We start from the raw sequence: 24,644 nt of genomic DNA, 5'->3' as shown, positions 1-24,644 counted from the left end.
AGACATGCGTAAAGGGTGACCGCGTCGCGCGGTCACCCTTTACGCATAACCGGCCCGCTGATCCGGCCGGCCCGCTGAGCCAACCAGACCACTGAGCCGACCGGCCCGCTCAGCCTTCCTGGCGGTTCGGCCGCGTCGGCCGCGTGAACCGGGCGCGCACGCCCAGCGTGAACGTCTCCCAGCGGCGCGTCGCCGCCCACACCACCCGGACGGCCGAGCGGGGCGCGAACGTCGCCCGGAGCCGTGTCGACCGGCTCGATTTCGCGTGCAGGTCGTCGTGCAGGCGACGTACGTCCTCGCCGAGACCCGACACGGGCCGGGGCCGCGGCGCGTACAGAATCTGCTCCACCGCCGCGGCCACCCGGTGCACGCTGTCGGCCGCGTCCGGCCCGAGTTCGCCGATCCGGACGATGCGGGCCGCCGCCGTCCGCGGGGTCTGCGAGTCGTCCGGCCCGATGCCGTGGTCCCACGCCGTGTCCGTGACCTCGCGCCACGCGGCCAATGTGCGCCCGGCGGCATCGGCTTCCGTGCGCCCCGCCGAGCCGAGCCGCACCGCCCGGACCCGCCTGCGCCACAGCATCGGCAGCAGCGGCACGGCGACGACCAGCAGCGCGATCAGCGACACCACGGCGATCGTGCCGACCGGCGGCCCGTCGTCCGGTGAACCACCGACGGCCCCGGGCGCGGCGCCGGCGCAGCCGCCCTCCTTGCGCTCGGCCAGCGAGCAGCTCTGCGAGGTCGAGGGCTCCGGGGCCGAGGGCACGGCGGAGGCGGACTCGCTGGGCGCCGCCGGATTGCTGGGGCTGCCCGCGGGGTCGTTCTCGACCGTGTAGTCCGGGGCCGTGCCGCGGTTGGGCGTGGGCTCGAAGCGGGTCCAGCCGACGCCCTCGAAGTACAGCTCGGGCCAGGCGTGCGCGTCGCGCAGCCCCACCGAGTACGTCCCCTCACCCGCGGGCACACCCGGCGTGAAGCCGACGGCGACGCGGGCCGGGATGCCCAGCGTGCGGGCCATGGCGGCCATCGAGAAGGAGAAGTGGACGCAGAAGCCCTCCTTCTGGTGCAGGAACCGGGCGATCGCGGCGGAACCGCTGCCGGCCCGCACCTCCGTGTTGTAGGTGAAGCCGCCGCTGACCGCGAAGTAGTCCTGCAGCTTCACCGCACGCTCGTAGTTGTTCGACGCGCCCTCGGTGACCTTGAGCGCGGTCGTGCGCACCACGTCCGGCAGCGAGGCGGGCACCTTGGTGAACTCGCGGACCATGCCGTCCGGCGGCGCTCCCGCTTCGGCGAGCTGCTGCGGCGTCGGCCGTACGACCAGGCTGTCGACGGTGTACGTCTTCCCGCGCGTGGTCTGCCCGTGGTCGCCCACCAGCGTCCGGCCGACCCGCTCGAACCGCCAGCGCCCGTCGATCCCCACCTGCGTCGCCGGGTAGGGCATCGGCAGCCAGTCCTGCGCGTACCAGCCGGCCGCCGAGATCTTCGTCCGCACCTGGGTCCTGCGCACGTCGGCGCCCAGACCCGGCGGGTCCGGCAGGGTGGACGGCACGTCGTCGATGCTGCGTACCGAGGGCCGCCAGGTCGTGCCGTCGAACTCGTCGAGCGCCACGATCCGCAGATACATGTCGGACGTCTGGTCCGCATTCGTCCGGTACGTCAGCACCTCCCGGTCCTCCGGCTGGTTCAGGCTGTTCTGCAGCGAGACCAGCGGGTTGACCGCGGAGATCGTGCCGCCGCCCCCGGCCCCGCCGCGCACACCGCTGCCGGACGGGCCGAGGATCCCGCTGTCCAGGGCGGGCAGCACGAGCGGCACCACCAGGGCGAGCCCCAGGGCGACAGCGCCGATCCGGCGTCCTGTGCGGACCGGGGCGAGGACGCCGCCACCGCCCTCCAGCACGGGCGTGGACGCGCCGGGTGCCCGCCCGGCGCCGCCGAACACCCGGCCCCACTGGGAGAGCCGGTCGCGCCCCTCCGCGAGCAGCAGCAGGAGGTACCCGCCCGCCGCCAGCAGGAACCACAGCCAGTCGGCGCCGCCCTCGGAGAGCCCGGCGGCGACCGAGTACAGCGCGAGCAGCGGCAGCCCCGCCGGGGCCGCGCTGCGGAACGTCACCGCGAGGGCGTCCACGAAAAGGCCGATCGCCAGCGCGCCGCCCACCAGCATCAGCCGGATGCCGTCGGTCAGCGGCGCCGGTATGGCGTACCGGCCCACGTCCTCGCCGCCCGCCTGGAGCAGCACCCCGAAGTGCCGGAAGGCCTCGGGGCCCGGCAGGAACGCGGCGATCGCCTGGTCGCGGGCGAAGACAACGGTGAGCAGCAGCAGCGACACCAGGGCCTGCGCCGCCACCGTCAGCGGGCGGGCGAGCGGCACCCGGCGGGCGAGCGCGCCCACCGCGGCCTGGATGACGAGCAGGATCGCGGTCTGGATCAGCCAGGTGGACCGGTCGACCAGCGGGAGCAGCGCGCACGAGGCCAGGAACGTGGCCAGCGTGGCGCAGATCGACAGGCGGGCGCCGCCGCTCATGACCAACCCCCTGAAGTGTTCGGGGAACGCGGGGCACCGGTCGGTGCGGACAGTCCCGTACGCTCCCGGTCCGCCTGCCGCCAGAGCTCCTCCAGGGACGCGCCGTGCGGCACGGCCACCGCGGTCCAGCCCGCTTCCCGCAGCATCCGCAGCCGCTCGGCGCAGCGCTCCGAAACCGGTGCCCCGGGGCCCTGGGTCCAGGAGTCGCTGTCCAGGAGGAAGGCGAGCGCGCCACCGCTGCGGCGGCGCATCTTGGCGACGACGGAGGCCTGCTCCTCGTCCAGGTCGCCGAAGAAGGCCACCAGAAGTCCTTCGTTGCCGCCGCGCAGCACGTCGTACGCGGCGGAGAGCGTGCCGCTGTCGGAGTGGTCGACGACGGCGAGCGTGTCCATCATCAGGCCCGCCGCGTCGGCCGACTCCTGGCTGGCGCCCGCGAAGCCGTCGGTGCCCTCGCCCGGCACCGCGTTGCCCGTGTCCGTCAACAGCCGGACGGAGAAGCCGCGTTCGAGCATGTGCACCAGAGCGGAGGCCGCGCCGGACACCGCCCACTCGAAGGCCGAGTCGGGCCCGGCGCCCAGGAAGGCGGGCGCGCGGGTGTCGAGCAGTACGGTGCAGCGGGCCCGCTGCGGCTGCTCCTCGCGGCGCACCATCAGCTCGCCGTAGCGCGCGGTCAGCCGCCAGTGCACGCGGCGCAGATCGTCCCCGTACCGGTAGCCGCGCGGGATCACGTCGTCCTCGCCGGCCAGGGCGAGCGAGCGCTGCCGCCCGTCCCCGTATCCCTTGGCCTCACCGGTGAGCCGCACGGGAGGCAGTGCGGTGACGCGCGGGATCACCGTCAGGCTGTCGTACGTGGAGAAGGACCGGGTCAGTTCGCACATGCCGAAGGGGTCCGTGAGGCGCAGTTGCAGCGGGCCGAGCGGATAGCGGCCGCGCAGGTCGGAGCGGACCCGGTAGGACACCTCGCGGCGGCCGCCCGCCTCGACCCGGTCGAGGACGAACCGGGGCCGCGGCCCGAGCACGTACGGCACCTGGTCCTGGAGCATCAGCAGGCCGGTCGGCAGCCGGGAGATGTTGTCCATGCGCAGGTGCACGCGTGCCTCGGAACCCGCGGGTACGCGCGCGGGGGAGAGCCTGCGGCTGCCCGCGACCCGGTAGCGGGTGCGGTACAGGACGCCCGCGCAGACCAGCGGCAGCACCGAGAGCAGCAGGCCGACCCGGAGCAGATCGCTCTGCCCGAGGACGTATGCGCAGATCCCCGCCGCGATGCCGGCGGCCAGGAACGAGCGGCCGCGCGTGGTGAGTCCGGCGAGGGCGGTGCGCACACCGCTCTTGTCGCCGACGTTCCTGCTCGCGCCACCGTCCGTGAATCCGCCCCCCGGATCCGGCGCGTAGCTCCCTGCTTGTCCCCCCGACGTCATCAGAGCCTCCGCGGACCGGGCGGCTGCTGGCCGTACAGCGGGGGCGTCGTCGAGTCGTAGGTCTGCGCGGCGCGGGGTTCGGCGGCCGGGACCGGGGTGCGCTGCAGGATGTCGAGGACGACCTGCTCGGCGGTGCGCCGGTTCAACTGGGCCTGGGCGGTGGGCAGCAGACGGTGCGCCAGGACCGCCACGGCCAGCGTCTGCACGTCGTCGGGCAGCGCGTACTCGCGGCCGCTGAGGGCCGCGGCCGCCTTGGCCGCCCGCAGCAGGTGCAGCGTCGCGCGCGGGGATGCGCCGAGTCTGAGGTCGGGGTGGGTGCGCGTGGCGGTGACCAGGTCCACCGCGTAGCGCCGTACGGCGTCGGCGACATGGACCGTGCGCACGGCGTCGATGAGCTTCACGATCTCGTGCGCGTGCGCCACCGGCTGCAGGTCGTCCAGCGGGTTCACGCCGCCGTGCACGTCCAGCATCTGCAGCTCGGCCTCCGGGCTCGGATAGCCGATGGAGACGCGGGCCATGAAGCGGTCGCGCTGGGCCTCGGGCAGCGGGTAGGTGCCCTCCATCTCGACCGGATTCTGGGTGGCCACCACCATGAATGGGCTGGGCAGTTCGTAGGTCGTGCCGTCGATGGTGACCTGGCGCTCCTCCAGGGACTCCAGGAGCGCCGACTGCGTCTTCGGGGACGCGCGGTTGATCTCGTCCCCGATCACGATCTGCGCGAAGATCGCGCCGGGCTTGAACTCGAAGTCCCGCCGCTGCTGGTCCCAGATCGACACCCCGGTGATGTCCGACGGCAGCAGGTCGGGCGTGAACTGGATGCGGCGCACCGAGCAGTCGATGGACCGCGCGAGCGCCTTGGCCAGCATCGTCTTGCCGACGCCCGGCACATCCTCGATGAGCAGGTGCCCCTCGGCGAGCAGCACGGTCAGCGAGAGCCGTACGACCTCAGGCTTGCCCTCGATCACTCCCTCCACCGACCCGCGCACGCGTTCCGCGGTGGTGGTCAGATCAGTAAGGCTCGCTCGATCGTCATAGGTCGTCACCCAGCCCTCCTCGGCCCGTACTTTCCGGGCCGACGCGCTACGACGCGAACCGGCCCACCCCGATACACGGACAGCGCGCACGAGATGTTCGCCGCTCGTGCGGATGTCACACACGCATTCTTGTTGGCGTTACCGGTTCGTGTCACTCGCCTGTGGACAACTGGCCGCGATATGTCAGGGCTTAGGGCTTTTTGGGAGGAAGGTCGACCGCGATCGGACGGGCTGTCAGGCCGGCTCGATCTCCCGCAGCAGTCCTGTCTTCACGTCGAAGACAAAGCCGCGCACGTCGTCGGTGTGCAACAGGAACGGGGAGGTGCGCACCTTCTGGATGGACTGGCGCACGTCCTGGTCGACATTGCGGAAGCCTTCGACGGCCCAGGTGGGGCGCTGGCCGACCTCCATCTCCAGGTCGGTCCTGAAGTCCTCGGTCAGCCCTTCGAGGCCGCAGTTGCTGTGGTGGATGAGGACCACGCTGCGGGTGCCGAGCGCGCGCTGGCTGACGGTGAGGGAGCGGATCACGTCGTCGGTGACGACGCCGCCCGCGTTGCGGATCGTGTGGCAGTCGCCGAGTTCGAGGCCGAGGGCGGCGTGCAGGTCGAGGCGGGCGTCCATGCACGCGACGACCGCGACCTGCAGTACCGGACGTGCGTCCATGCCGGGGTCGGTGAACGCCGCGGCGTACCGCGCGTTCGCGTCGACGAGGCGGTCGGTCACGCTGCCGTCGGCGGCTATGGCGCCTTCGGAGGGGGTCCCAGAGGGGAGGTGAGCAGAAGTCGTCATGACTGTGACGGTAGCCGTCACGCCTGGTCCGGGCCCGCTGTGAGAGCGGACAAAGAACATCATTGAGCCTTGTTGTGAGCGAACCCACAGGGGGACACGGGCTCGGCCGCTCGGGTGAATTCACCCGATTCGCGGCTTCGGGCCGTGGCGGCCGCGACGCGCAGTCCGCTTGGTCGACCGGTTGATTGACCGGGGGGCACCGTGGACTAAAGTGACGCCGACCCCAGATAACCACGCAACGATGCAACACGGAGATCCCGGCACTGCCGCCCCGGCACGCGTCGGAACGCTCCCCGCGTGCGCGGCGCGTACGTACGGCTCGGCCTCCTCCCGCTCCGGTCGGCCGGCGTCACTTCCCCGGCGCCGACGGACCACCTTCCCCTTCACGAGCGGGCGGGGACCCGGCAGTGCGTACGTCCCCACGCCGGACTTGAGAGGGACCCTTGAGCCAGCGACACGTTCCGGTCATGCTCCAACGCTGCTTGGACGTGTTGGCTCCGGCGCTCGCCCAGCCGGGAGCGGTCGTCGTCGACTGCACGCTCGGCCTCGGTGGGCACAGCGAGGCGCTGCTCTCCACGTTCCCCTCGTGCCGCCTGATCGCGCTCGACCGCGACAAGGAAGCGCTGCGGCTCTCCGGCGAGCGGCTCGCGCCCTTCGGCGACCGCGCCACCCTCGTGCACGCCGTCTACGACGAACTGCCCGAGGTCCTCGACCGGTTGGACATCCCGAAGGTGCAGGGCGTCCTGTTCGACCTCGGCGTCTCCTCCATGCAGCTCGACGAGGCCGACCGCGGCTTCGCGTACGCGCAGGACGCGCCGCTCGACATGCGCATGGACCAGACGACCGGGATGAGTGCCGCCGAGGTGCTCAACACGTACGCGCCGGGTGAACTGGTGCGGATCCTCCGCCAGTACGGCGAGGAGAAGCAGGCCAAGCGCATTGTTTCGGCCATCGTGCGCGAGCGCGAGAAGGAGCCGTTCAGCAACAGCGCCCGGCTCGTCGAGCTGATCCGCGACTCCCTGCCGCAGGCCGCGAAGCGCACCGGCGGCAACCCGGCCAAGCGCACCTTCCAGGCCCTGCGCATCGAGGTCAACGGCGAACTGAGCGTGCTCGAGCGGGCGATCCCGGGCGCCGTGAAGTCGCTCGCCGTCGGCGGCCGGATCGCCGTCCTGTCCTACCACTCGCTCGAGGACCGCCTGGTCAAGCAGGTGTTCGCGGCCGGAGCGAGCAATACGGCGCCGGCCGGACTGCCCGTCGTCCCCGAGCAGTACCAGCCCCGGCTGAAGCTGCTCACGCGCGGCGCCGAACTCCCCACGGAGGAAGAGGTCGCGGAGAACCGCCGGGCCGCTCCCGCGCGGCTGCGGGGTGCGCAGCGCATCCGCGAGGATGTCGAGGGGTGACGGCCGAGTGACGTACGCGCGCGTGGAGGGGTGGTCATGAGTGCCGGCAGTGGCTCGAAAGGTGCGCTTCGGGACAGGGCCGCCCGCCTCGCGCGCCTGCTCCCGCTCGGCCCGTCCGGCGGCCCGCAGGCCGCACGCACTCCGTTCGTCCTCCTCGTCGTGCTGCTCCTCGGCGGCGGGCTGATCACGCTCCTGATGCTGAACTCCTCGCTCAACGAAGGTTCGTTCCAGCTCACCAAGCTCAAGAAGCAGACCACCGAGCTCACCGACGACGAGCAGGAACTCCAGCGCGACGTCGACTCCTACTCGGCGCCCGACGCCCTCCTGCGGCGCGCCCGCGGGCTCGGCATGGTGCCCGGCGGCGACCCGGCGTTCCTGGAGCCGAACGGCACCGTCAAGGGCAGGCCGAGCCCCGCGGTCGGCCCGCCCGCCCCGCCCCGGCCCGAGCCGGCGAAGGCACAGGAGACCGCCGACGCCACCCCGAGCCCGAGCGCGTCGCCCTCCACGAGCCCGTCTCCTTCGGCCGGCACGTCCCCCTCCGCCAAACCTTCCGAGTCGGCGAGTCCGAACTCCTCGGTCGAGCCTTCCCCTTCGAGCACCGGCAGGTGACGCCATGACCGACAGGGAGCCCCCGCGCCGCCGCGTGCCAGGCCCCGCGCGCCCGCCGCGCACCGGAAGGCCCGCGCCCAAGCCCCAGCCGAAGGGGGCGGCCAAGCGCACCGCAGGGCCCGCGCCGAAGTCCGGGCCCAAGGCCGCGCGGCAGGGCCGCCCCGCCCCGCGCCCGGCCGCCCGCCGCCCCCGCCCCGCCCCGTCGAAGCCGAAGGCGGCCGCCCGGCTGCGCCTCGGCAGCCCCCGGCCGCGCCTGCGCATGGTGAGTCTGGGCCTCACGCTGGTCCTGATGGTCTTCGTCGTCCGCCTCTTCCAGGTGCAGGGCGTCGACGCCAGCGCGTACGCGGCGAAGGCCTCGCTGAACCGATACGTCAGCCACTCCATCGCCGCCGAGCGCGGTGGCATCACGGACCGCGGCGGCGTCGAGCTCGCCGCGAGCGTGGACGCGTACGACATCACCGCCGACCCGACGCTGTTCACGAAGAAGGCCACCAAGGTCGACGACGCGCCCGAGCAGGCGGCGGCACTCCTGTCGCCGATCATCGGGGTCGACGCGGCCGAGCTGACCAAGAAACTGAAGACGAAGAAGACGCGGTACGTGCGGCTCGCCCCGCGGCAGACGCCGCAGGTCTGGAAGCAGATCAAGGACCTCAGGACCACGCTGAACGAGAAGGCGAACGCCGCGGGCCGCGCGGCGAGCGTGCTCTCCGGCGTGGTCGCCGACCCCAGCAGCAAGCGCGTCTACCCGAACGGCGATCTCGCCGCGGGCGTCCTCGGCTGGGTCAACGCCGACGGCAAGGGCGGCGGCGGCGTCGAGCAGCAGCTCGACAAGGAGCTCGCGGGCAAGGCCGGAAAGATCCGCTACGCCCAGTCGGGCGGCCAGCAGGTGCCGACCGCCGGCACCACCGAACAGCCCGCGGTCCCCGGCTCGGACGTCGAGCTGACCATCGACCGCGACATCCAGTGGGCCGCGCAGAACGCGATCGACGAGCAGGTCAAGAAGTCGCAGGCCGACCGCGGCTACGTGATAGTGCAGGACACCAAGACCGGCGAGGTGCTCGCCATGGCGAACGCGCCCGGCTTCGACCCGAACGACCTGGCCGACGCCAAGGCCTCCGCCCTCGGCAACGCCGCGCTCCAGGACGCGTACGAGCCCGGCTCCACCGCCAAGGTCATGTCGATGGCGGCCATCCTCGAGGAGAACGCGGCCACGCCGGGGACCCACGTCACCGTGCCCAACCGGCTGCACCGCGGCGACCGGCTCTTCCAGGACGACGTCGACCACCCGACCTGGCACCTCACGCTCAACGGCGTGCTCGCCAAGTCCAGCAACATCGGCACCATCCTGGCGACGGGCCAGCTCGGCAAGACGCAGCCGGCGGCCAACAAGACGCTCTACTCGTACCTGCGCAAGTTCGGCATCGGCCGGGAGAGCGGCCTCGGCACCCCCGGCGAGACGTCCGGCATCCTCGCGCCCGCCGACAAGTGGTCGACCTCGCAGCAGTACACGATCCCTTTCGGCCAGGGCTTCTCCATCAACGCGATGCAGGCCGCGTCCGTGTACTCGACCATCGCCAACGACGGCGTACGCGTGCAGCCCACCCTCGTACGCGGCACCAAGGGCCCCGACGGGCGGTTCAGGCCCGCGCCGAAGCCCAAGGAGAACCGCGTCGTCAGCAAGAAGACCGCCAAGACCGTCGCGCAGATGCTGGAGTCCGTGGTCGACGACGAGGAGGGCACGGGCGCGAAGGCCCGCATCCCGGGTTACCGCGTCGCGGGCAAGACGGGCACGGCCAACCGTGTGGATCCGGCCACCGGCCGCTACAAGGGCTACACGTCGTCGTTCGCCGGCTTCGCGCCCGCCGACAAGCCGCGCGTCACGGTCTACTGCGCGATCCAGAACGCCACCAAGGGCGGCTACTTCGGCGGCCAGATCTGTGGCCCGATCTACAAGAAGGTCATGGAGTTCGCCCTGAAGACGCTGCAGGCCCCGCCCACGGGCCACAAGCCGGCCCGACTTCCCGTGACGTTCGAGCCGTGACGGCCATCACCTCCGATCCGGGGAACCGCCCCGCGCCACGCCCCTCGCTTCGCCCGGCGGGGGGTGGGCCCGGTACGCTCACGCCGTGCCACACGCTGATCAGTCCCAAATCACCCAGAAGGGCGCACCCGTGACATATCCCGGGCCGCCGCGACCGGTCGAGGTCACCGCCACACCCCTCGCGGAACTCGCCGATCAACTGGGTGTCCCCGCGCCCCAGGCCGCAGCGCAGGTCACCGGCATCACCCACGACTCCCGTGCGGTGCGCCCCGGCGACCTGTACGCGGCCCTGCCCGGAGCCCGCGCGCACGGTGCCGACTTCGCCGCGCAGGCCGCCTCGCTCGGTGCCGTCGCCGCGCTCACCGACCCGGCGGGCTGGGAGCGCGTCTCCGACGCCGGCCTCGTGCCGCTCGTCGTGCAGAACCCGCGCGGCCGGATGGGCGAGCTGGCCGCGACGATCTACGGCCACCCCGGCAAGGACCTGCTCCAGCTCGGCATCACCGGCACCTCGGGCAAGACCACCACCGCGTACCTCATCGAGGGCGGCCTCAAGACGGTCCGCAGCACCGGCCTCATCGGCACGGTCGAGATGCGGATCGGCGACGAGCGGATCAAGTCCGAGCGCACCACTCCGGAAGCCACCGATCTCCAGGCGCTGTTCGCGGTCATGCGCGAGCGCGGCACCGAAGCCGTCGCCATGGAGGTCTCCAGCCACGCCCTCGTGCTGGGCCGGGTCGACGGCTGCGTCTTCGACGTGGGGGTCTTCAACAACCTGAGCCCGGAGCACATGGAGTTCCACTCCGACATGGAGGACTACTTCCAGGCGAAGGCGCAGCTGTTCACGCGGGCCCGCAGCAAACAGGGCGTCGTGAACTTCGACGACGAGTACGGGCGCCGGCTCATCGACGAGTCCGAGGTCCCGGTCGTCTCCTTCTCCGCCGAGGGCCACCCGGACGCCGACTGGCGCGCCGAGGACGTCGAAGTGGGGCCTTTCGACTCGACGTTGACCGTCGTCGGCCCCAAGGGCGAGCGGATCAGCGCCACGGCGCCGCTGCCGGGCGCCTTCAACGTCGCGAACACCCTCGCCGCGATCGTCACCCTCGCCGTCGCCGGGATCGACCCGCAGACCGCGGCCGACGGCGTCGCCGCCGTACCCGGCGTGCCCGGCCGCCTGGAGCGCGTGGACGCAGGCCAGAAGTACCTCGCCGTCGTCGACTACGCGCACAAGACCGACGCCGTCGAGTCCGTCCTGCGGGCGCTGCGCAAGGTCACCGAGAACAAGCTGCACATCGTGCTCGGCTGCGGCGGCGACCGGGACAAGACCAAGCGGATGCCGATGGGCGCGGCCGCCGCCCGGTTCGCCGACACGGCCATCCTCACCTCCGACAACCCGCGCGGCGAGGACCCCCTCGCGATCCTCGCCACCATGCTCGCGGGCGCCGCCGACGTGCCGGCCCACGAGCGGGGCGACGTCGCCGTGTTCGAGGACCGGGCCGCGGCCATCGCCGCCGCCGTGGCGCGCGCCGAGCCCGGCGACACGGTGCTCGTCGCGGGCAAGGGCCACGAGCAGGGCCAGGACATCGCCGGCGTGGTCCGCCCGTTCGACGACCGCCAGGTGCTCCGCGCGTCCATCGAGGCGGCCGCCGCGGCCACCGCCGACCACCAGAAAACCCAGGGATGAAGTTGTGATCGCCCTCTCCCTCGCCGAGATCGCCTCAGCCGTCGGCGGGCAGACGTACGACATACCGGACCCGCGGGTCCGGGTGACCGGACCCGTCGTCATCGACTCGCGCAAGGTCGAACCCGGAAGCCTGTTCGCCGCCTTCGTGGGCGAGCGGGTCGACGGCCACGACTACGCGCGCGAGGTCGTCGACAAGGGAGCCGTCGCCGTACTGGCGTCGCGCCCGGTCGGCGTGCCCGCCGTCGTCGTCGACGACGTCCAGGCGGCGCTCGGCGCACTCGCCCGGCACGTGGTCGCACGACTCGGCGCCACACTCGTCGCGTTGACCGGCTCGGCCGGCAAGACCAGCACCAAGGACCTGATCGCCCAGGTGCTGCGCCGCAAGGCCGACACGATCTTCACGCCCGGCTCGTTCAACAACGAGATCGGCCTGCCGCTGACCGCGCTGACCGCCACCGACGAGACGCAGTTCCTCGTCCTGGAGATGGGCGCCCGCGGCATCGGCCACATCACGTACCTGACGGGCCTCACGCCCCCGAAGGTCGGCGTCGTCCTGAACGTCGGGACCGCGCACATCGGCGAGTTCGGTGGCCGCGAGCAGATCGCGGTGGCGAAGGGCGAACTGGTGGAGGCCCTCCCCGCCGAGGGCACCGCGATCCTCAACGCGGACGACCCGCTGGTGCGCGCCATGGCCTCCCGTACGAAGGCGAAGGTGCTCTTCTTCGGAGAGGCCGCGAGCGCCGACGTACGTGCCGAGAATGTCCGGCTCACGGAGACCGGACAGCCCGCCTTTAGCCTGCACACACCCTCCGGGTGCAGCGAAGTGACCTTGCGCCTGTACGGTGAGCACCACGTGTCGAACGCGCTCGCCGCGGCCGCCGTCGCCCATGACCTTGGCATGTCCGTGGAGGAGATCGCCCTCGCGCTCTCCGAGGCGGGCAACCTGTCCCGCTGGCGGATGGAGGTCACCGAGCGCTCGGACGGCGTCACGATCGTCAACGATGCCTACAACGCGAACCCCGAGTCCATGCGAGCGGCCTTGCGCGCGCTGGTGGCCATGGGCAGGGGGCGCCGGACGTGGGCGGTGCTCGGGCAGATGGCCGAGCTGGGCGACGAGTCGCTGACCGAGCACGACGCCGTCGGACGGCTCGCCGTCCGGCTCAACGTCAGCAAGCTCGTTGCAGTCGGGGGCAGGGAAGCGTCCTGGATGCAACTGGGCGCCTATAACGAGGGTTCGTGGGGTGAGGAGTCGGTGCACGTGTCCGACGCACAGGCGGCGATCGACCTGCTGCGCAGCGAGCTGCGCCCGGGAGATGTCGTGCTCGTGAAGGCATCCAGGTCGGTGGGCCTGGAGAGTGTGGCCCAGACGCTGCTCACGGACGTGCAGGGTGGGGTTGATGCCTGATGATGAAGCAGATCCTGTTCGCGGGCGTCATCGGTCTCTTCCTGACGCTGGCCGGAACGCCGCTGCTGATCAAGCTCCTTGCGCGCAAGGGCTACGGCCAGTTCATCCGTGACGACGGCCCGCGCGAGCACCACGCCAAGCGCGGCACGCCGACCATGGGCGGTATCGCCTTCATCCTGGCGACCCTCATCGCGTACTTCCTCAGCAAGCTGATCACCGGCGCGGCGCCGACCCTGTCGGGTCTGCTCGTCCTCGGCCTGATGGCGGGCATGGGGCTGGTCGGCTTCCTCGACGACTACATCAAGATCGTCAAGCGGCGTTCGCTCGGCCTCAGAGCCAAGGCGAAGATGGCCGGCCAGCTGATCGTCGGCATCACCTTCGCTGTGGTCTCACTGCAGTTCGCGGATGTGCGCGGCAATACGCCCGCCTCCACCAAGCTCTCCTTCGTGGAGGACTTCGGCTGGTCGATCGGCCCGGTCCTGTTCGTGGTCTGGGCGCTGTTCATGATCCTCGCGATGTCCAACGGCGTGAACCTGACGGACGGCCTCGACGGCCTCGCCACCGGCGCCTCCGTGATGGTCTTCGGCGCGTACACCTTCATCGGTGTCTGGCAGTTCCAGGAGTCCTGCGCCAACGCGCAGACCCTGACCAACCCAGGGGCGTGCTTCGAGGTCAGAGACCCACTCGACCTGGCGGTGGTCGCATCGGCCTTGATGGGAGCCTGTTTCGGCTTCTTGTGGTGGAACACCTCGCCCGCCAAGATCTTCATGGGCGACACCGGCTCGCTGGCACTCGGCGGCGCCCTCGCGGGCCTCGCGATCTGCTCGCGCACGGAACTCCTTCTCGCGCTCCTGGGCGGCCTGTTCGTCCTCATCACGATGTCCGTCGTCATCCAGGTCGGCTCGTTCCGGATGACCGGCAAGCGGGTCTTCCGGATGGCACCACTCCAGCACCACTTCGAACTCAAGGGGTGGTCCGAAGTCCTTGTCGTGGTCCGGTTCTGGATCATCCAGGGCATGTGCGTGATCGTCGGACTCGGCCTCTTCTACGCAGGATGGGCAGCCAAGAAGTGACTTCTGGTCAGGGCTCCTGGCAGGGCATGAACATCACCGTCGCCGGTCTCGGCGTGAGCGGCATCAGCGCCGCCCGCGCCCTGGCCGGCTTCGGCGCGTCGGTGACCGTCGTGGACGGCGGCGACAGCGAGGCCCACCGCGAAAAGGCCGCTCTTCTTAAAGAAGCGGGGATTTCCGTACAGCTCGGCGACTCCTCCACGCTGCCCGAGGACACCGAACTCGTCGTCACCTCGCCCGGCTGGAAGCCCTCCTCGCCACTGTTCGCGGAGGCCGCCGCGGCCGGTGTCGACGTCGTCGGCGACGTCGAGATCGCCTGGCGCCTCCGCGGCCCGAACGCCGCGCCCTGGCTCGCGATCACCGGCACCAACGGCAAGACCACGACGACGCAGATGCTCGCGTCGATCCTGGCCGCGGCGGGCCTGCGCACGGCCGCCGTCGGCAACATCGGGACGCCGATCGTCGACGTCGTCCTCGAAGGCGACGAGGCGTACGACGTGTTCGCCGTCGAGCTCTCCTCGTACCAGCTGCACTGGGCGCCCTCGCTGCGCGCCCACTCCGGCGCCGTCCTGAACCTCGCGCCCGACCACCTCGACTGGCACGGCTCCATGGAGGCGTACGCCGCCGACAAGGGCCGTATCTACGAAGGCAATCAGGTCGCCTGCGTCTACAACGTCGCCGACAAGGCGACCGAGGACCTGGTCGTCGAGGCCGATGTCGAGGAGGGCTGCCGCGCCATCGGCTTCACCCTCGGCACCCCGGGCCCCTCCGAACTCGGCGTCGTGGAGGGCATCCTCGTGGACCGCGCCTTCGTCGACAACCGGCAGAAGAACGCGCAGGAGCTCGCCGAGGTCACCGACGTCCACCCGCCGGCCCCGCACAACATCGCCAACGCGCTCGCGGCGGCGGCCCTCGCCCGCGCCTTCGGCGTCGAGCCCCAGGCCGTACGGGACGGGCTGCGGAACTTCCGCCCGGACGCGCACCGCATCGAGCACGTCGCCGACGTGGACGGCGTCGCGTACGTGGACGACTCGAAGGCGACCAACACCCATGCCACCCAGGCGTCGTTGGCCTCGTACGAGTCCATCGTGTGGATCGCGGGCGGGCTCGCCAAGGGCGCGACCTTCGACGAGCTGGTGACGGGCGCGGCGAAGCGGCTGCGCGGCGTCGTCCTGATCGGCGCGGACCGGGCCCTGATCCGGGAAGCCCTGCAACGACACGCCCCGGAAGTACCGGTCGTCGACCTCGACCGGACCGACACTGGGGCGATGTCGGCGGCGGTCCAGGAGGCAGCGCGGCTCGCCCGCACGGGGGACACCGTGCTGATGGCCCCGGCCTGCGCGTCGATGGACATGTTCACGAACTACAACAAGCGTGGCGAGGCGTTCGCGGAAGCGGTCCGCGAACTGGGCGCCACCAGCGTCTGACGGGGCTCCAGGGCCCGTCTGACGGATCAGGCTGGATGCGGTCGGCCGTGTCATTCGGCTCCGCGAGTGGGGTCTGGTGCGTGCAGCTGCAAGGCGGAGGAGGGCGTCAACGCGGAGCGTTGGCAACCGACGACAACGCCGCAGATGTGCGTGCCAGGGCCCGCGACTCCAGCAAGATCCGTCAGAAGGGTCCTGGAGGGCGCCCGGTGACGCCGGGCACCCTTCGGGAGGGGAACGTGGCAGCGCAGACGTACGGCTCATCGGTGGGGGACGGTCATGGCCGGTAGCAGTCCTCCCCGCACGACCGGGCGCCCCGCCGCAGCACCGCCGCGGAAGACCAGCAAGGTCTACCGGGCCCGGGTCAATCCGTTGCGCCGCCTGTACGCCCAGGCCAAGCGCGCCTGGGACCGGCCGCTCACGGCGTACTACCTCATCATCGGCGCCGCGCTGCTGCTCACGGTGCTCGGCCTGGTCATGGTCTACTCCGCCTCGATGATCACGGCCCTGCAGATGGGCCTGTCCAGCTCGTACTTCTTCAAGAAGCAGTTCGTCGCGGCCGTCATCGGCGGCGTCCTGCTGCTGATCGCGATGCGGATGCCGGTGAAACTGCACCGGGCGCTCGCCTACCCGATCCTCGCCGTGAGCGTCTTCCTCATGGTCCTCGTGCAGGTGCCGGGGATAGGGGTGTCGATCAACGGCAACCAGAACTGGATCACGCTCGGCGGCCCCTTCATGTTGCAGCCCAGCGAGTTCGGGAAGCTGGCGCTGATCCTGTGGGGCGCCGATCTGCTGGCGCGCAAGCACGACAAGCGGCTGCTTACCCAGTGGAAGCACATGCTGGTGCCGCTCGTTCCGGTCGCCTTCATGCTGCTCGGGCTGATCATGCTCGGCGGCGACATGGGCACCGCGATTCTTCTCACGGCCATCCTTTTCGGCCTGTTGTGGACGGCAGGGGCGCCCACACGGCTCTTCGTGGGCGTGCTGTCGGTGGCCGGCGTGATCGGCCTGCTCCTCATCAAGACCAGTCCGAACCGAATGGCGCGCCTGGCCTGTCTGGGCAGCGCAGACGCGGGACCCGGCGACATGTGCTGGCAGGGACTGCACGGGATCTACGCCCTGGCCTCCGGCGGACTCTTCGGTTCCGGCCTCGGTGCCAGTGTGGAAAAATGGGGACAACTTCCCGAAGCGCACACGGACTTCATCTTCGCCATCACCGGTGAGGAACTGGGCCTGTCGGGGACGCTGTCGGTGCTCGCCCTGTTCGCGGCTCTAGGCTATGCGGGTATCCGCGTGGCCGGACGCACGGAGGACCCCTTCGTTCGCTATGCCGCGGGAGGCGTGACGACGTGGATCACGGCACAGGCCGTGGTCAACATCGGTGCGGTGCTCGGCCTGCTGCCGATCGCCGGAGTCCCGCTCCCGCTGTTCTCGTACGGGGGGTCCGCGCTGCTTCCGACCATGTTCGCCGTGGGGCTGCTGATCGCGTTCGCGCGGGACGAGCCGGCGGCGCGTGCGGCCCTCGCCATGCGGCGGAGCCCGGGAGGCCGGGGGATGAGATGGAACACGATGCGACGGCGCGCCTCGGCGCGCCCGTCCAGAGAGCGGTGAATTTCGGTGCATGTCGTACTCGCCGGTGGGGGGACCGCCGGCCACATCGAGCCGGCGCTCGCCCTCGCGGACGCCCTGCGCAGGCAGGACCCGACCGTGGGCATCACGGCCCTGGGCACGGAACGCGGCCTTGAGACCCGTCTCGTGCCGGAGCGCGGCTACGACCTGGCGCTGATCCCCGCCGTACCGCTGCCGCGCAAGCCCACGCCCGAACTGATCACGGTTCCCGGCCGGCTGCGCGGCACCATCAAGGCGGCCGAGCAGGTCATGGAGCGCACCAAGGCGGACGCGGTCGTCGGCTTCGGCGGATATGTGGCGCTGCCCGGCTACCTCGCCGCCAAGCGGCTCGGTGTGCCGATCGTGGTGCACGAGGCCAACGCGCGGCCGGGCCTGGCCAACAAGATCGGTTCGCGGTACGCGGCGCAGGTCGCGGTCTCCTCGCCCGACAGCAAGCTGCGCAATTCGCGCTACATCGGCATTCCGCTGCGCCGCACCATCGCGACGCTCGACCGGGCGCGGGTACGCCCGGAGGCCCGCGCCGCGTTCGGCCTCGACCCGAACCTGCCGACGCTGCTCGTCTCCGGCGGCTCCCAGGGCGCCCGCCACCTGAACGAGGTCGTCACGCGCGTCGCGCCGCTCCTCCAGCGGTCCGGCATCCAGGTGCTGCACGTGGTCGGCCCCAAGAACGAACTGCCGCAGGTCCAGCAGATGCCGGGGATGCCCCCGTACATCCCGGTACCGTACGTGGACCGGATGGACCTCGCGTACGCCGCGGCCGACATGATGCTCTGCCGCGCGGGCGCGATGACCGTCGCCGAACTCTCCGCCGTCGGGCTGCCGGCCGCGTACGTCCCGCTGCCCATCGGCAACGGCGAACAGCGGCTCAACGCCCAGCCGGTGGTCAAGGCCGGCGGCGGCCTGCTGGTCGACGACGCGGAGCTGACCCCCGAGTGGGTCCAGGCCAATGTCCTGCCCGTGCTCGCCGATCCGCACCGGCTGTACGAGATGTCCCGCGCGGCCGCCGAGTTCGGCCGCAGGGACGCCGACGACCTGCTCGTCGGGATGGTGTACGAGGCGATCAACTCGCGTCGCCACTGACGTCTCGGCGAGTGAGCCGAAGGGGCGCGTCGGTGTCGAGAGTTCGAGCGCGCGGAGGCCCGAAGGGTTGAGCACGGTCGGGCTCTCGACACCGACATTCGCGCCCCGGAGGCGAACCGAGCCCCAAAAAGGGAGTGCACGTGGCCGGACCCACAACGACGGATCGCGAACGAGAGTCGTCCGAGGCGTCCGAGCCGCCCCCCGCCGCGGGATGGGTGCGCATGCCGAGCGTGCGCACCCTTGTCGTGACCGGAGTGCTGCTCGTGCTGCTCGGCGCGGGCGGCACCTGGCTGCTGTACGGCTCGCCGTGGCTGCGCGTGGAGCGCGTCAAGCCCTCCGGCACCCGGGTTCTGACGCCGTCTCAGGTCCGGGACGCGGCCGCGGTACCGGTCGGCGCCCCGCTCGTCTCCGTCGACACGGATGCCATTGAGGACCGGCTGCGCCGGAAATTGCCCCGAATTGACTCGGTTGATGTGGTCCGTTCATGGCCGCACGGAATCGGGTTGAAAGTGACGGAGCGCAAGCCGGTCCTGATTGTCGAAGACGGCAGAAATTCAGACAAGTTCGTCGAAGTCGACCGCGAAGGTGTTCGTTTCGCGACGGTCGACAGGCCGCTGAAGCACGTACCCCTCCTCGAATTGACGCCGGATCAGGGCGGCGCCGAGGCGAGCCTGCGGCGTTTCGGCCCCAGTCGGCTCGTACGGGAAGCGGTGCGGGTCGCCGGGCAGCTTCCGAAGCCGGTCGCGCGTGACACGCGGGCCGTCAAGGTCCGTTCGTACGACGACATCTCGCTGGAGTTGACCGGAGGGCGGGCCGTCGACTGGGGGAGCGCCGAGCTGGGTGACACGAAAGCGCGCACTCTCACCGCTCTCATGAAAGCGTCCCCGAAGGCCAGGCACTTGGACGTGAGTGTTCCCACGGCCCCTGCCGCGTCCGGGAGTTGACGCACATTGATGCAGGCCAGCACCCTGGTTGGGCATCGACACGGCTGATCACATAGGGTGAAAAGAAAAACGGGAGGTTCGGCGTGTTCGTTGAACGGGCGCCACTTGTCGACTTAGTGTCAGGTTCGGAAGAGTCCAGGAAACAGACACACTGGTAACCCTAAACTTCAGCGTTAGGGTTCGGGTCGGCAGTCGACTAGTAGTCAACTAGTAGTCCGGACCGCCCCAATTCGGCATCAGTCGTCGCACCGCAGGACGCGAGGCGGCGACACGTAACTCGAGGCGAGAGGCCTTCGACGTGGCAGCACCGCAGAACTACCTCGCAGTCATCAAAGTCATCGGTGTCGGCGGCGGTGGTGTCAATGCCATCAACCGGATGATCGAGGTCGGTCTCAAGGGCGTCGAGTTCATCGCCATCAACACCGATGCGCAAGCCCTGTTGATGAGCGACGCGGACGTCAAGCTCGACGTCGGCCGTGAACTCACCCGCGGACTCGGCGCCGGAGCCAATCCGGGCGTCGGCCGCAAGGCGGCCGAGGACCACCGCGAGGAGATCGAGGAGGTCCTCAAGGGGGCCGACATGGTCTTCGTCACCGCCGGTGAAGGTGGCGGCACCGGCACCGGCGGCGCACCCGTCGTGGCCAACATCGCGCGCTCGCTGGGCGCCCTCACGATCGGTGTGGTCACGCGGCCGTTCACCTTCGAGGGCCGGCGCCGGGCGAACCAGGCGGAGGACGGCATCGCCGAGCTCCGCGAAGAGGTCGACACCCTCATCGTCATTCCGAACGACCGGCTCCTGTCCATCTCGGACCGGCAGGTCTCCGTCCTCGACGCCTTCAAGTCGGCGGACCAGGTCCTGCTCTCCGGTGTCCAGGGCATCACCGACCTCATCACCACCCCGGGGCTCATCAACCTCGACTTCGCGGACGTGAAGTCCGTGATGTCCGAGGCGGGTTCGGCCCTGATGGGCATCGGCTCCGCCCGTGGCGACGACCGCGCGGTGGCCGCCGCCGAGATGGCGATCTCCTCGCCGCTCCTCGAGGCGTCCATCGACGGCGCCCGCGGCGTGCTGCTCTCCATCTCCGGTGGCTCGGACCTCGGTCTCTTCGAGATCAACGAGGCCGCGCAGCTGGTCAGCGAGGCGGCCCACCCCGAGGCGAACATCATCTTCGGCGCCGTCATCGACGACGCGCTCGGCGACGAGGTGCGGGTCACCGTCATCGCCGCGGGCTTCGACGGCGGGCAGCCGCCGAACAAGCGGGACAACGTGGTGGGTTCGTCGACCGCCAAGCGCGAGGAGCCGGCGACGCCGGCGCGGCCTTCGACGCCGGCCCCCGAGCCCGCGCGTCCGGCCTTTGGCAACCTCGGCAGCGTCACCCAGCGCGAGGAGTCCCAGCCGCAGACGCCGACCCCGGCGCCGCCGGCCGAGGCACCCGCCCCGGTGAACGAGGCGCCGGTGGCCCCGCCCGCCCCGCCGCAGGTTCCGCGGCCGTCCTACCCGGACAGCCAGGCCGAGGAGCTCGACGTGCCGGACTTCCTCAAGTGATCACGCGTCTGTGAGCGTGATCGTGGAGCAGGTCGGATCACCGCAGTGACAGGACAACACCACACAGTGTCTTCCGAGAGTGGCGCGCACTTCGCCTTCACCGACCGGTGGGGCGGGGTGAGCGCCGCTCCGTTCGAGGAGCTGAATCTCGGCGGCGCGGTCGGCGACGACCCCGAGGCCGTGCTGCGCAACCGGGAGCTGGCCGCGAAGGCGCTCGGTCTCGACGCCTCCCGTGTCGTGTGGATGAACCAGGTGCACGGCCCCGACGTGACGGTGGTGGACGGGCCCTGGCCCGCCGAAGCCGACATTCCGTGTGTCGACGCCCTCGTCACCACGCGGCGCGGACTCGCGCTCGCCGTGCTCACGGCGGACTGCACCCCCGTTCTCCTCGCCGACCCGGTCGCCGGGGTCGTCGCCGCCGCGCACGCGGGACGCCCCGGCATGGTTGCCGGGGTGGTGCCGGCCGCGGTCCGGGCGATGGTGGAGCGGGGCGCCGAGCCTTCCCGGATCATCGCCCGTACGGGGCCCGCGGTCTGCGGGCGCTGCTACGAGGTGCCGGCCGGGATGCGGGCCGAGGTCGCGGCGGTGGAACCGGCGGCGTACGCCGAGACCAGCTGGGGCACTCCGGCCGTCGATGTGACCGCGGGGGTGCACGCCCAGCTGGAGCGGCTCGGGGTGCGTGACCGGGAGCGGTCGCCGGTGTGCACACTTGAGTCGCACGATCACTTCTCGTACCGCCGCGACAAGGCCACCGGCCGACTCGCCGGCTATGTCTGGCTGGACTGAGACGACATGACGAACCTTCAGGAACGTACGGCAGAGCTCGCCGCGAACCTGGTCACGGTGGAGGAACGTATCTCCGCGGCCTGCGCGGCGGCCGGGCGCAAGCGGGACGACGTGACCCTCATCGTGGTCACCAAGACCTACCCCGCGAGCGACGTGCGGATCCTGTCCGGCCTCGGTGTGCGGCACGTTGCGGAGAACCGGGACCAGGACGCGGCGCCCAAGGCGGCGGAATGCTCGGATCTGCCGCTTACTTGGCACTTTGTCGGTCAGCTCCAGACCAACAAGGTCCGTTCCGTGGCGAGTTATGCCGATCTGGTGCAATCCATCGACCGGGGCAAGCTCGTCACGGCGCTCTCCAAGGAGGCGGTGCGGGCCGAACGCGAACTGGGTTGTCTGATCCAGGTCGCACTCGACGCGGACAGCCGCGAGGGTGACGGCCGGGGAGAGCGCGGGGGTATCGGCCCCGGCGGAGTGCAGGAGTTGGCCGCTCGCGTGGCCGAGGCTCCGGGGTTGCGGCTCGACGGACTGATGACCGTCGCGCCGCTCACCGGGGGCTACGCGGGGCGGCAACAGGCGGCGTTCGAGCGGCTCATGGATTTGTCGACTGCCCTGCGCGCGGCCCATCCGGCTGCGAACATGGTCTCGGCAGGGATGAGTTCGGACCTCGAGCAGGCTGTGGCGGCCGGAGCGACACATGTGCGCGTCGGTACCGCGGTCCTCGGCGTCCGACCCCGGCTCGGGTAACGTCGCGAAGAAGTCGGACCACAGCAGAAAATATGGTCATTCTCGCTGATGGGCGGGGAGGCCACGTGGATCGCGGGCACTTTGGTTGACGTCAGCCGATCCACCACAGAGCGGAGGACTCAGAGAATGGCCGGCGCGATGCGCAAGATGGCGGTCTACCTCGGCCTCGTGGAGGACGATGGGTACGACGGCCGGGGATTCGACCCCGATGACGACTTCGAGCCCGAACTCGACCCGGAGCCCGAGCGCGACCGCCGACGGCACGAGCCGTCGCATCAGTCACACAGCTCCCATGCCGCCACGGATGTGGAGGAATCGGTCAGAGTAGTGCAGCCTCCGGCGCAGCGTGAACCGGCGCGCCAACCTGCTTCGCTCGCCGCTGAATCCGGACGTCCCGCACGAATCGCCCCCGTGGCATCCATCACACCTGAACGTCAGAGCCTGGAGAAGAACGCACCGGTGATCATGCCCAAGGTCGTGTCCGAGCGGGAGCCCTACCGCATCACCACATTGCACCCCCGGACCTACAACGAGGCCCGTACCATCGGGGAACACTTCCGTGAGGGCACTCCGGTGATCATGAATCTGACGGAGATGGACGACACCGATGCGAAGCGACTTGTCGACTTTGCGGCCGGTCTTGTGTTCGGTCTTCACGGGAGCATCGAGCGAGTGACACAGAAGGTGTTCCTGTTGTCGCCTGCTAACGTCGATGTCACGGCGGAGGACAAGGCCCGTATCGCAGAGGGCGGGTTCTTCAACCAGAGCTGAGACGCAGCAAAGTTCGACGGCTAGCAACCAACTAGTCACAGGCACGAGACACAGGGGAGAGGGAACCGCCGACATGGGCGTGTTTTTTGATGTGGTCTACATCGCGCTGATGTGTTTCCTCATCGTGTTGATCTTCCGGCTGGTCATGGACTACGTCTTCCAGTTCGCCCGCTCGTGGCAACCCGGCAAGGCGATGGTGGTCGTTCTGGAGGCCACCTACACTGTCACTGACCCACCGCTCAAGCTTCTGCGGCGGGTCATTCCGCCGCTGCGTCTCGGGGGCGTGGCGCTCGACCTGTCCTTCTTCGTACTGATGATCATCGTCTACATCCTGATCGCTGTGGTCCCGGTGTGAGCGCGATGTCAACTACGGTCTTGCCGAATGCCGACGACAACGTTGAGGTGAAGAGATGCCGTTGACCCCCGAGGACGTGCGGAACAAGCAGTTCACGACCGTCCGCCTCCGAGAAGGCTATGACGAGGACGAGGTCGATGCCTTCCTCGATGAGGTCGAAGCCGAACTGACCCGTCTCCTACGTGAGAACGAGGACTTGCGGGCGAAACTTGCCGCAGCCACCCGTGCAGCTGCCCAGAACCAGCAGCAGGGCGGCATGCGCAAGGGACCCGGTGGTCCTGGTGGCCCCGGTGGACCTGGCGGTCCCGGTGGACCCGAGGGTCCGCAGGACCAGCAGCAGGGTCCCCCGCAGGGCATGCGAGGCCCGGGCGCTCCGGTGCCCGCGGGTATATCGGGCCCGCCGCAGCAGCAGATGGGCGGCCCCATGGGTGGCCCGCCCCAGCTGCCGAGCGGTGCCCCGCAGCTGCCGGCCGGTCCTGGTGGACACGGTCCGCAGGGTGGTCCGCAGGGTCCCGGCCCGATGGGCCAGGGTCCGATGGGCCAGCAGCCCCAGCTGGGCGGCCCGATGGGCGGTCCCATGGGCGGCCACGGTGGCCCGCAGCTGCCGCAGCCCGGTCAGGGCCCCGGTGGCGACAGCGCCGCCCGTGTCCTCTCGCTGGCCCAGCAGACCGCCGACCAGGCGATCGCCGAGGCCCGCTCCGAGGCGAACAAGATCGTCGGCGAGGCGCGCAGCCGTGCCGAGGGTCTTGAGCGTGACGCCCGTGCCAAGGCCGACGCCCTGGAGCGGGACGCGCAGGAGAAGCACCGCGTGGCGATGGGCTCCCTGGAGTCCGCCCGCGCCACGCTGGAGCGCAAGGTCGAGGACCTGCGGGGCTTCGAGCGCGAGTACCGCACGCGTCTGAAGTCGTACCTGGAGTCGCAGCTGCGCCAGCTGGAGACCCAGGCCGACGACTCGCTGGCTCCGCCGCGTACTCCGGCGACCGCCTCGCTGCCGCCGTCCCCGGCGCCTTCGATGGCTCCGGCCGGTGCGGGTGCGCCGTCCTACGGTGGCAACCAGTCGATGGGTGGCAACCAGCAGAGCGGCGGTCCGTCGTACGGCGGTGGCCAGCAGCAGATGTCGCCCGCGATGACGCAGCCGATGGCTCCGGTGCGGCCGCAGGGGCCGTCGCCGATGGGGCAGGCTCCGTCGCCGATGCGTGGGTTCCTCATCGACGAGGACGACAACTGAGCGGCGCGTTTGCTCGTAGTGCCTGGTAGTAGCTAGGCGTCGGCATTCATTCAGGCCTTGGCCCGGATCGTTTCTGCGATCCGGGCCAAGGCCTTTTTGCGGTCCGCCGGGGGTGGGCGTTCTGGTGTGCGGAGGGGGTACGAAACGCCGAAGGGGCGGTTGGCCAGAAAAACGT

The 24,644-nt window shown here is 70.7% G+C and carries 19 protein-coding genes and 1 pseudogene; 16 read left to right on the top strand and 4 right to left on the bottom strand.

The genetic code is table 11. From position 1 onward, the window contains the following. Positions 1–109: 109 nt before the first annotated feature. The 4 genes from ACIRHA_RS25185 to ACIRHA_RS25170 all read right to left on the bottom strand — a co-directional run bounded on the left by ACIRHA_RS25185 (position 110) and on the right by ACIRHA_RS25170 (position 5,819). Positions 110–2,515 (bottom strand): DUF3488 and DUF4129 domain-containing transglutaminase family protein, encoded by a 2,406-nt coding sequence (locus ACIRHA_RS25185; RefSeq protein ID WP_403849859.1) that lies wholly within the window; start codon positions 2,513–2,515, stop codon positions 110–112. Beyond that, positions 2,512–3,933 (bottom strand): DUF58 domain-containing protein, encoded by a 1,422-nt coding sequence (locus ACIRHA_RS25180; RefSeq protein ID WP_403849856.1) that lies wholly within the window; start codon positions 3,931–3,933, stop codon positions 2,512–2,514. The genes ACIRHA_RS25185 and ACIRHA_RS25180 overlap by 4 nt, the downstream gene beginning before the upstream one ends. Then, positions 3,933–4,976, bottom strand: a complete 1,044-nt coding sequence (locus ACIRHA_RS25175; RefSeq protein WP_403849854.1) for an AAA family ATPase — start codon at positions 4,974–4,976, stop codon at positions 3,933–3,935. Before ACIRHA_RS25175 ends, ACIRHA_RS25180 begins: the two co-directional genes overlap by 1 nt. 225 nt (positions 4,977–5,201) lie before the next feature. Beyond that, complete coding sequence (locus tag ACIRHA_RS25170) at positions 5,202–5,819, bottom strand: beta-class carbonic anhydrase (protein ID WP_403849852.1); 618 nt, start codon at positions 5,817–5,819, stop codon at positions 5,202–5,204. A 380-nt stretch (positions 5,820–6,199) separates the two neighbouring features. Between ACIRHA_RS25170 and rsmH the strand changes: the two genes are divergently transcribed. The 16 genes and pseudogenes from rsmH to ACIRHA_RS25090 all read left to right on the top strand — a co-directional run bounded on the left by rsmH (position 6,200) and on the right by ACIRHA_RS25090 (position 24,469). Next, positions 6,200–7,156, top strand: coding sequence for a 16S rRNA (cytosine(1402)-N(4))-methyltransferase RsmH (gene rsmH / locus ACIRHA_RS25165; protein WP_403849850.1), 957 nt, complete (start codon positions 6,200–6,202; stop codon positions 7,154–7,156). A gap of 36 nt (positions 7,157–7,192) precedes the next feature. Further along, on the top strand, positions 7,193–7,765 hold the full coding sequence (locus ACIRHA_RS25160; RefSeq protein WP_403849847.1) for a septum formation initiator family protein: 573 nt from the start codon (positions 7,193–7,195) through the stop codon (positions 7,763–7,765). Between the two features lie 4 nt (positions 7,766–7,769). After that, entirely contained in the window at positions 7,770–9,806 is a 2,037-nt protein-coding gene (locus tag ACIRHA_RS25155; RefSeq protein ID WP_403849845.1) for a peptidoglycan D,D-transpeptidase FtsI family protein, read from the top strand. Further along, positions 9,803–11,487 (top strand): annotated as a pseudogene (locus ACIRHA_RS25150) (UDP-N-acetylmuramoyl-L-alanyl-D-glutamate--2,6-diaminopimelate ligase). Before ACIRHA_RS25155 ends, ACIRHA_RS25150 begins: the two are co-directional and overlap by 4 nt. 4 nt (positions 11,488–11,491) lie before the next feature. After that, a complete protein-coding gene (gene murF, locus ACIRHA_RS25145; protein ID WP_403849842.1) occupies positions 11,492–12,892 on the top strand; it encodes a UDP-N-acetylmuramoyl-tripeptide--D-alanyl-D-alanine ligase in 1,401 nt (466 codons plus the stop codon). Beyond that, a complete protein-coding gene (gene mraY / locus ACIRHA_RS25140) occupies positions 12,892–13,965 on the top strand; it encodes a phospho-N-acetylmuramoyl-pentapeptide-transferase (protein ID WP_351338723.1) in 1,074 nt (357 codons plus the stop codon). The genes murF and mraY overlap by 1 nt, the downstream gene beginning before the upstream one ends. Further along, positions 13,947–15,389 carry a UDP-N-acetylmuramoyl-L-alanine--D-glutamate ligase gene (gene murD, locus ACIRHA_RS25135; RefSeq protein WP_403849839.1) on the top strand — a complete coding sequence of 481 codons (1,443 nt, stop codon included), beginning with the start codon at positions 13,947–13,949 and terminating at the stop codon, positions 15,387–15,389. The genes mraY and murD overlap by 19 nt, the downstream gene beginning before the upstream one ends. 276 nt (positions 15,390–15,665) lie before the next feature. Beyond that, positions 15,666–16,997, top strand: coding sequence for a putative lipid II flippase FtsW (gene ftsW, locus ACIRHA_RS25130; protein WP_403849837.1), 1,332 nt, complete (start codon positions 15,666–15,668; stop codon positions 16,995–16,997). A 6-nt stretch (positions 16,998–17,003) separates the two neighbouring features. Next, the gene (gene murG / locus ACIRHA_RS25125; RefSeq protein ID WP_403849834.1) at positions 17,004–18,095 is read left to right on the top strand and encodes an undecaprenyldiphospho-muramoylpentapeptide beta-N-acetylglucosaminyltransferase; all 1,092 of its coding nucleotides are present in this window, start codon (positions 17,004–17,006) and stop codon (positions 18,093–18,095) included. 140 nt (positions 18,096–18,235) lie between these two features. Then, the gene (locus ACIRHA_RS25120; protein WP_403849831.1) at positions 18,236–19,039 is read left to right on the top strand and encodes a cell division protein FtsQ/DivIB; all 804 of its coding nucleotides are present in this window, start codon (positions 18,236–18,238) and stop codon (positions 19,037–19,039) included. 298 nt (positions 19,040–19,337) lie between these two features. Further along, positions 19,338–20,585 (top strand): cell division protein FtsZ, encoded by a 1,248-nt coding sequence (gene ftsZ, locus ACIRHA_RS25115; protein ID WP_403849828.1) that lies wholly within the window; start codon positions 19,338–19,340, stop codon positions 20,583–20,585. Positions 20,586–20,630: 45 nt separating this feature from the next. Next, positions 20,631–21,371 (top strand): peptidoglycan editing factor PgeF, encoded by a 741-nt coding sequence (gene pgeF, locus ACIRHA_RS25110; protein WP_403849825.1) that lies wholly within the window; start codon positions 20,631–20,633, stop codon positions 21,369–21,371. A 6-nt stretch (positions 21,372–21,377) separates the two neighbouring features. Next, on the top strand, positions 21,378–22,115 hold the full coding sequence (locus ACIRHA_RS25105) for a YggS family pyridoxal phosphate-dependent enzyme (protein WP_403849823.1): 738 nt from the start codon (positions 21,378–21,380) through the stop codon (positions 22,113–22,115). A 126-nt stretch (positions 22,116–22,241) separates the two neighbouring features. Then, complete coding sequence (locus ACIRHA_RS25100) at positions 22,242–22,886, top strand: cell division protein SepF (protein ID WP_403849820.1); 645 nt, start codon at positions 22,242–22,244, stop codon at positions 22,884–22,886. A gap of 73 nt (positions 22,887–22,959) precedes the next feature. After that, a complete protein-coding gene (locus tag ACIRHA_RS25095; protein WP_403849818.1) occupies positions 22,960–23,241 on the top strand; it encodes a YggT family protein in 282 nt (93 codons plus the stop codon). 55 nt (positions 23,242–23,296) lie between these two features. Continuing rightward, positions 23,297–24,469, top strand: coding sequence for a DivIVA domain-containing protein (locus ACIRHA_RS25090; protein ID WP_399234692.1), 1,173 nt, complete (start codon positions 23,297–23,299; stop codon positions 24,467–24,469). The last annotated feature ends 175 nt before the right edge of the window (positions 24,470–24,644 follow it).

It is taken from the genome of Streptomyces sp. NPDC102360 (assembly GCF_044766085.1).
Lineage (GTDB): Bacteria > Actinomycetota > Actinomycetes > Streptomycetales > Streptomycetaceae > Streptomyces.
Note: the sequence above shows the minus strand (reverse complement) of the source record. Positions and strands in the feature narration are given on the sequence as shown.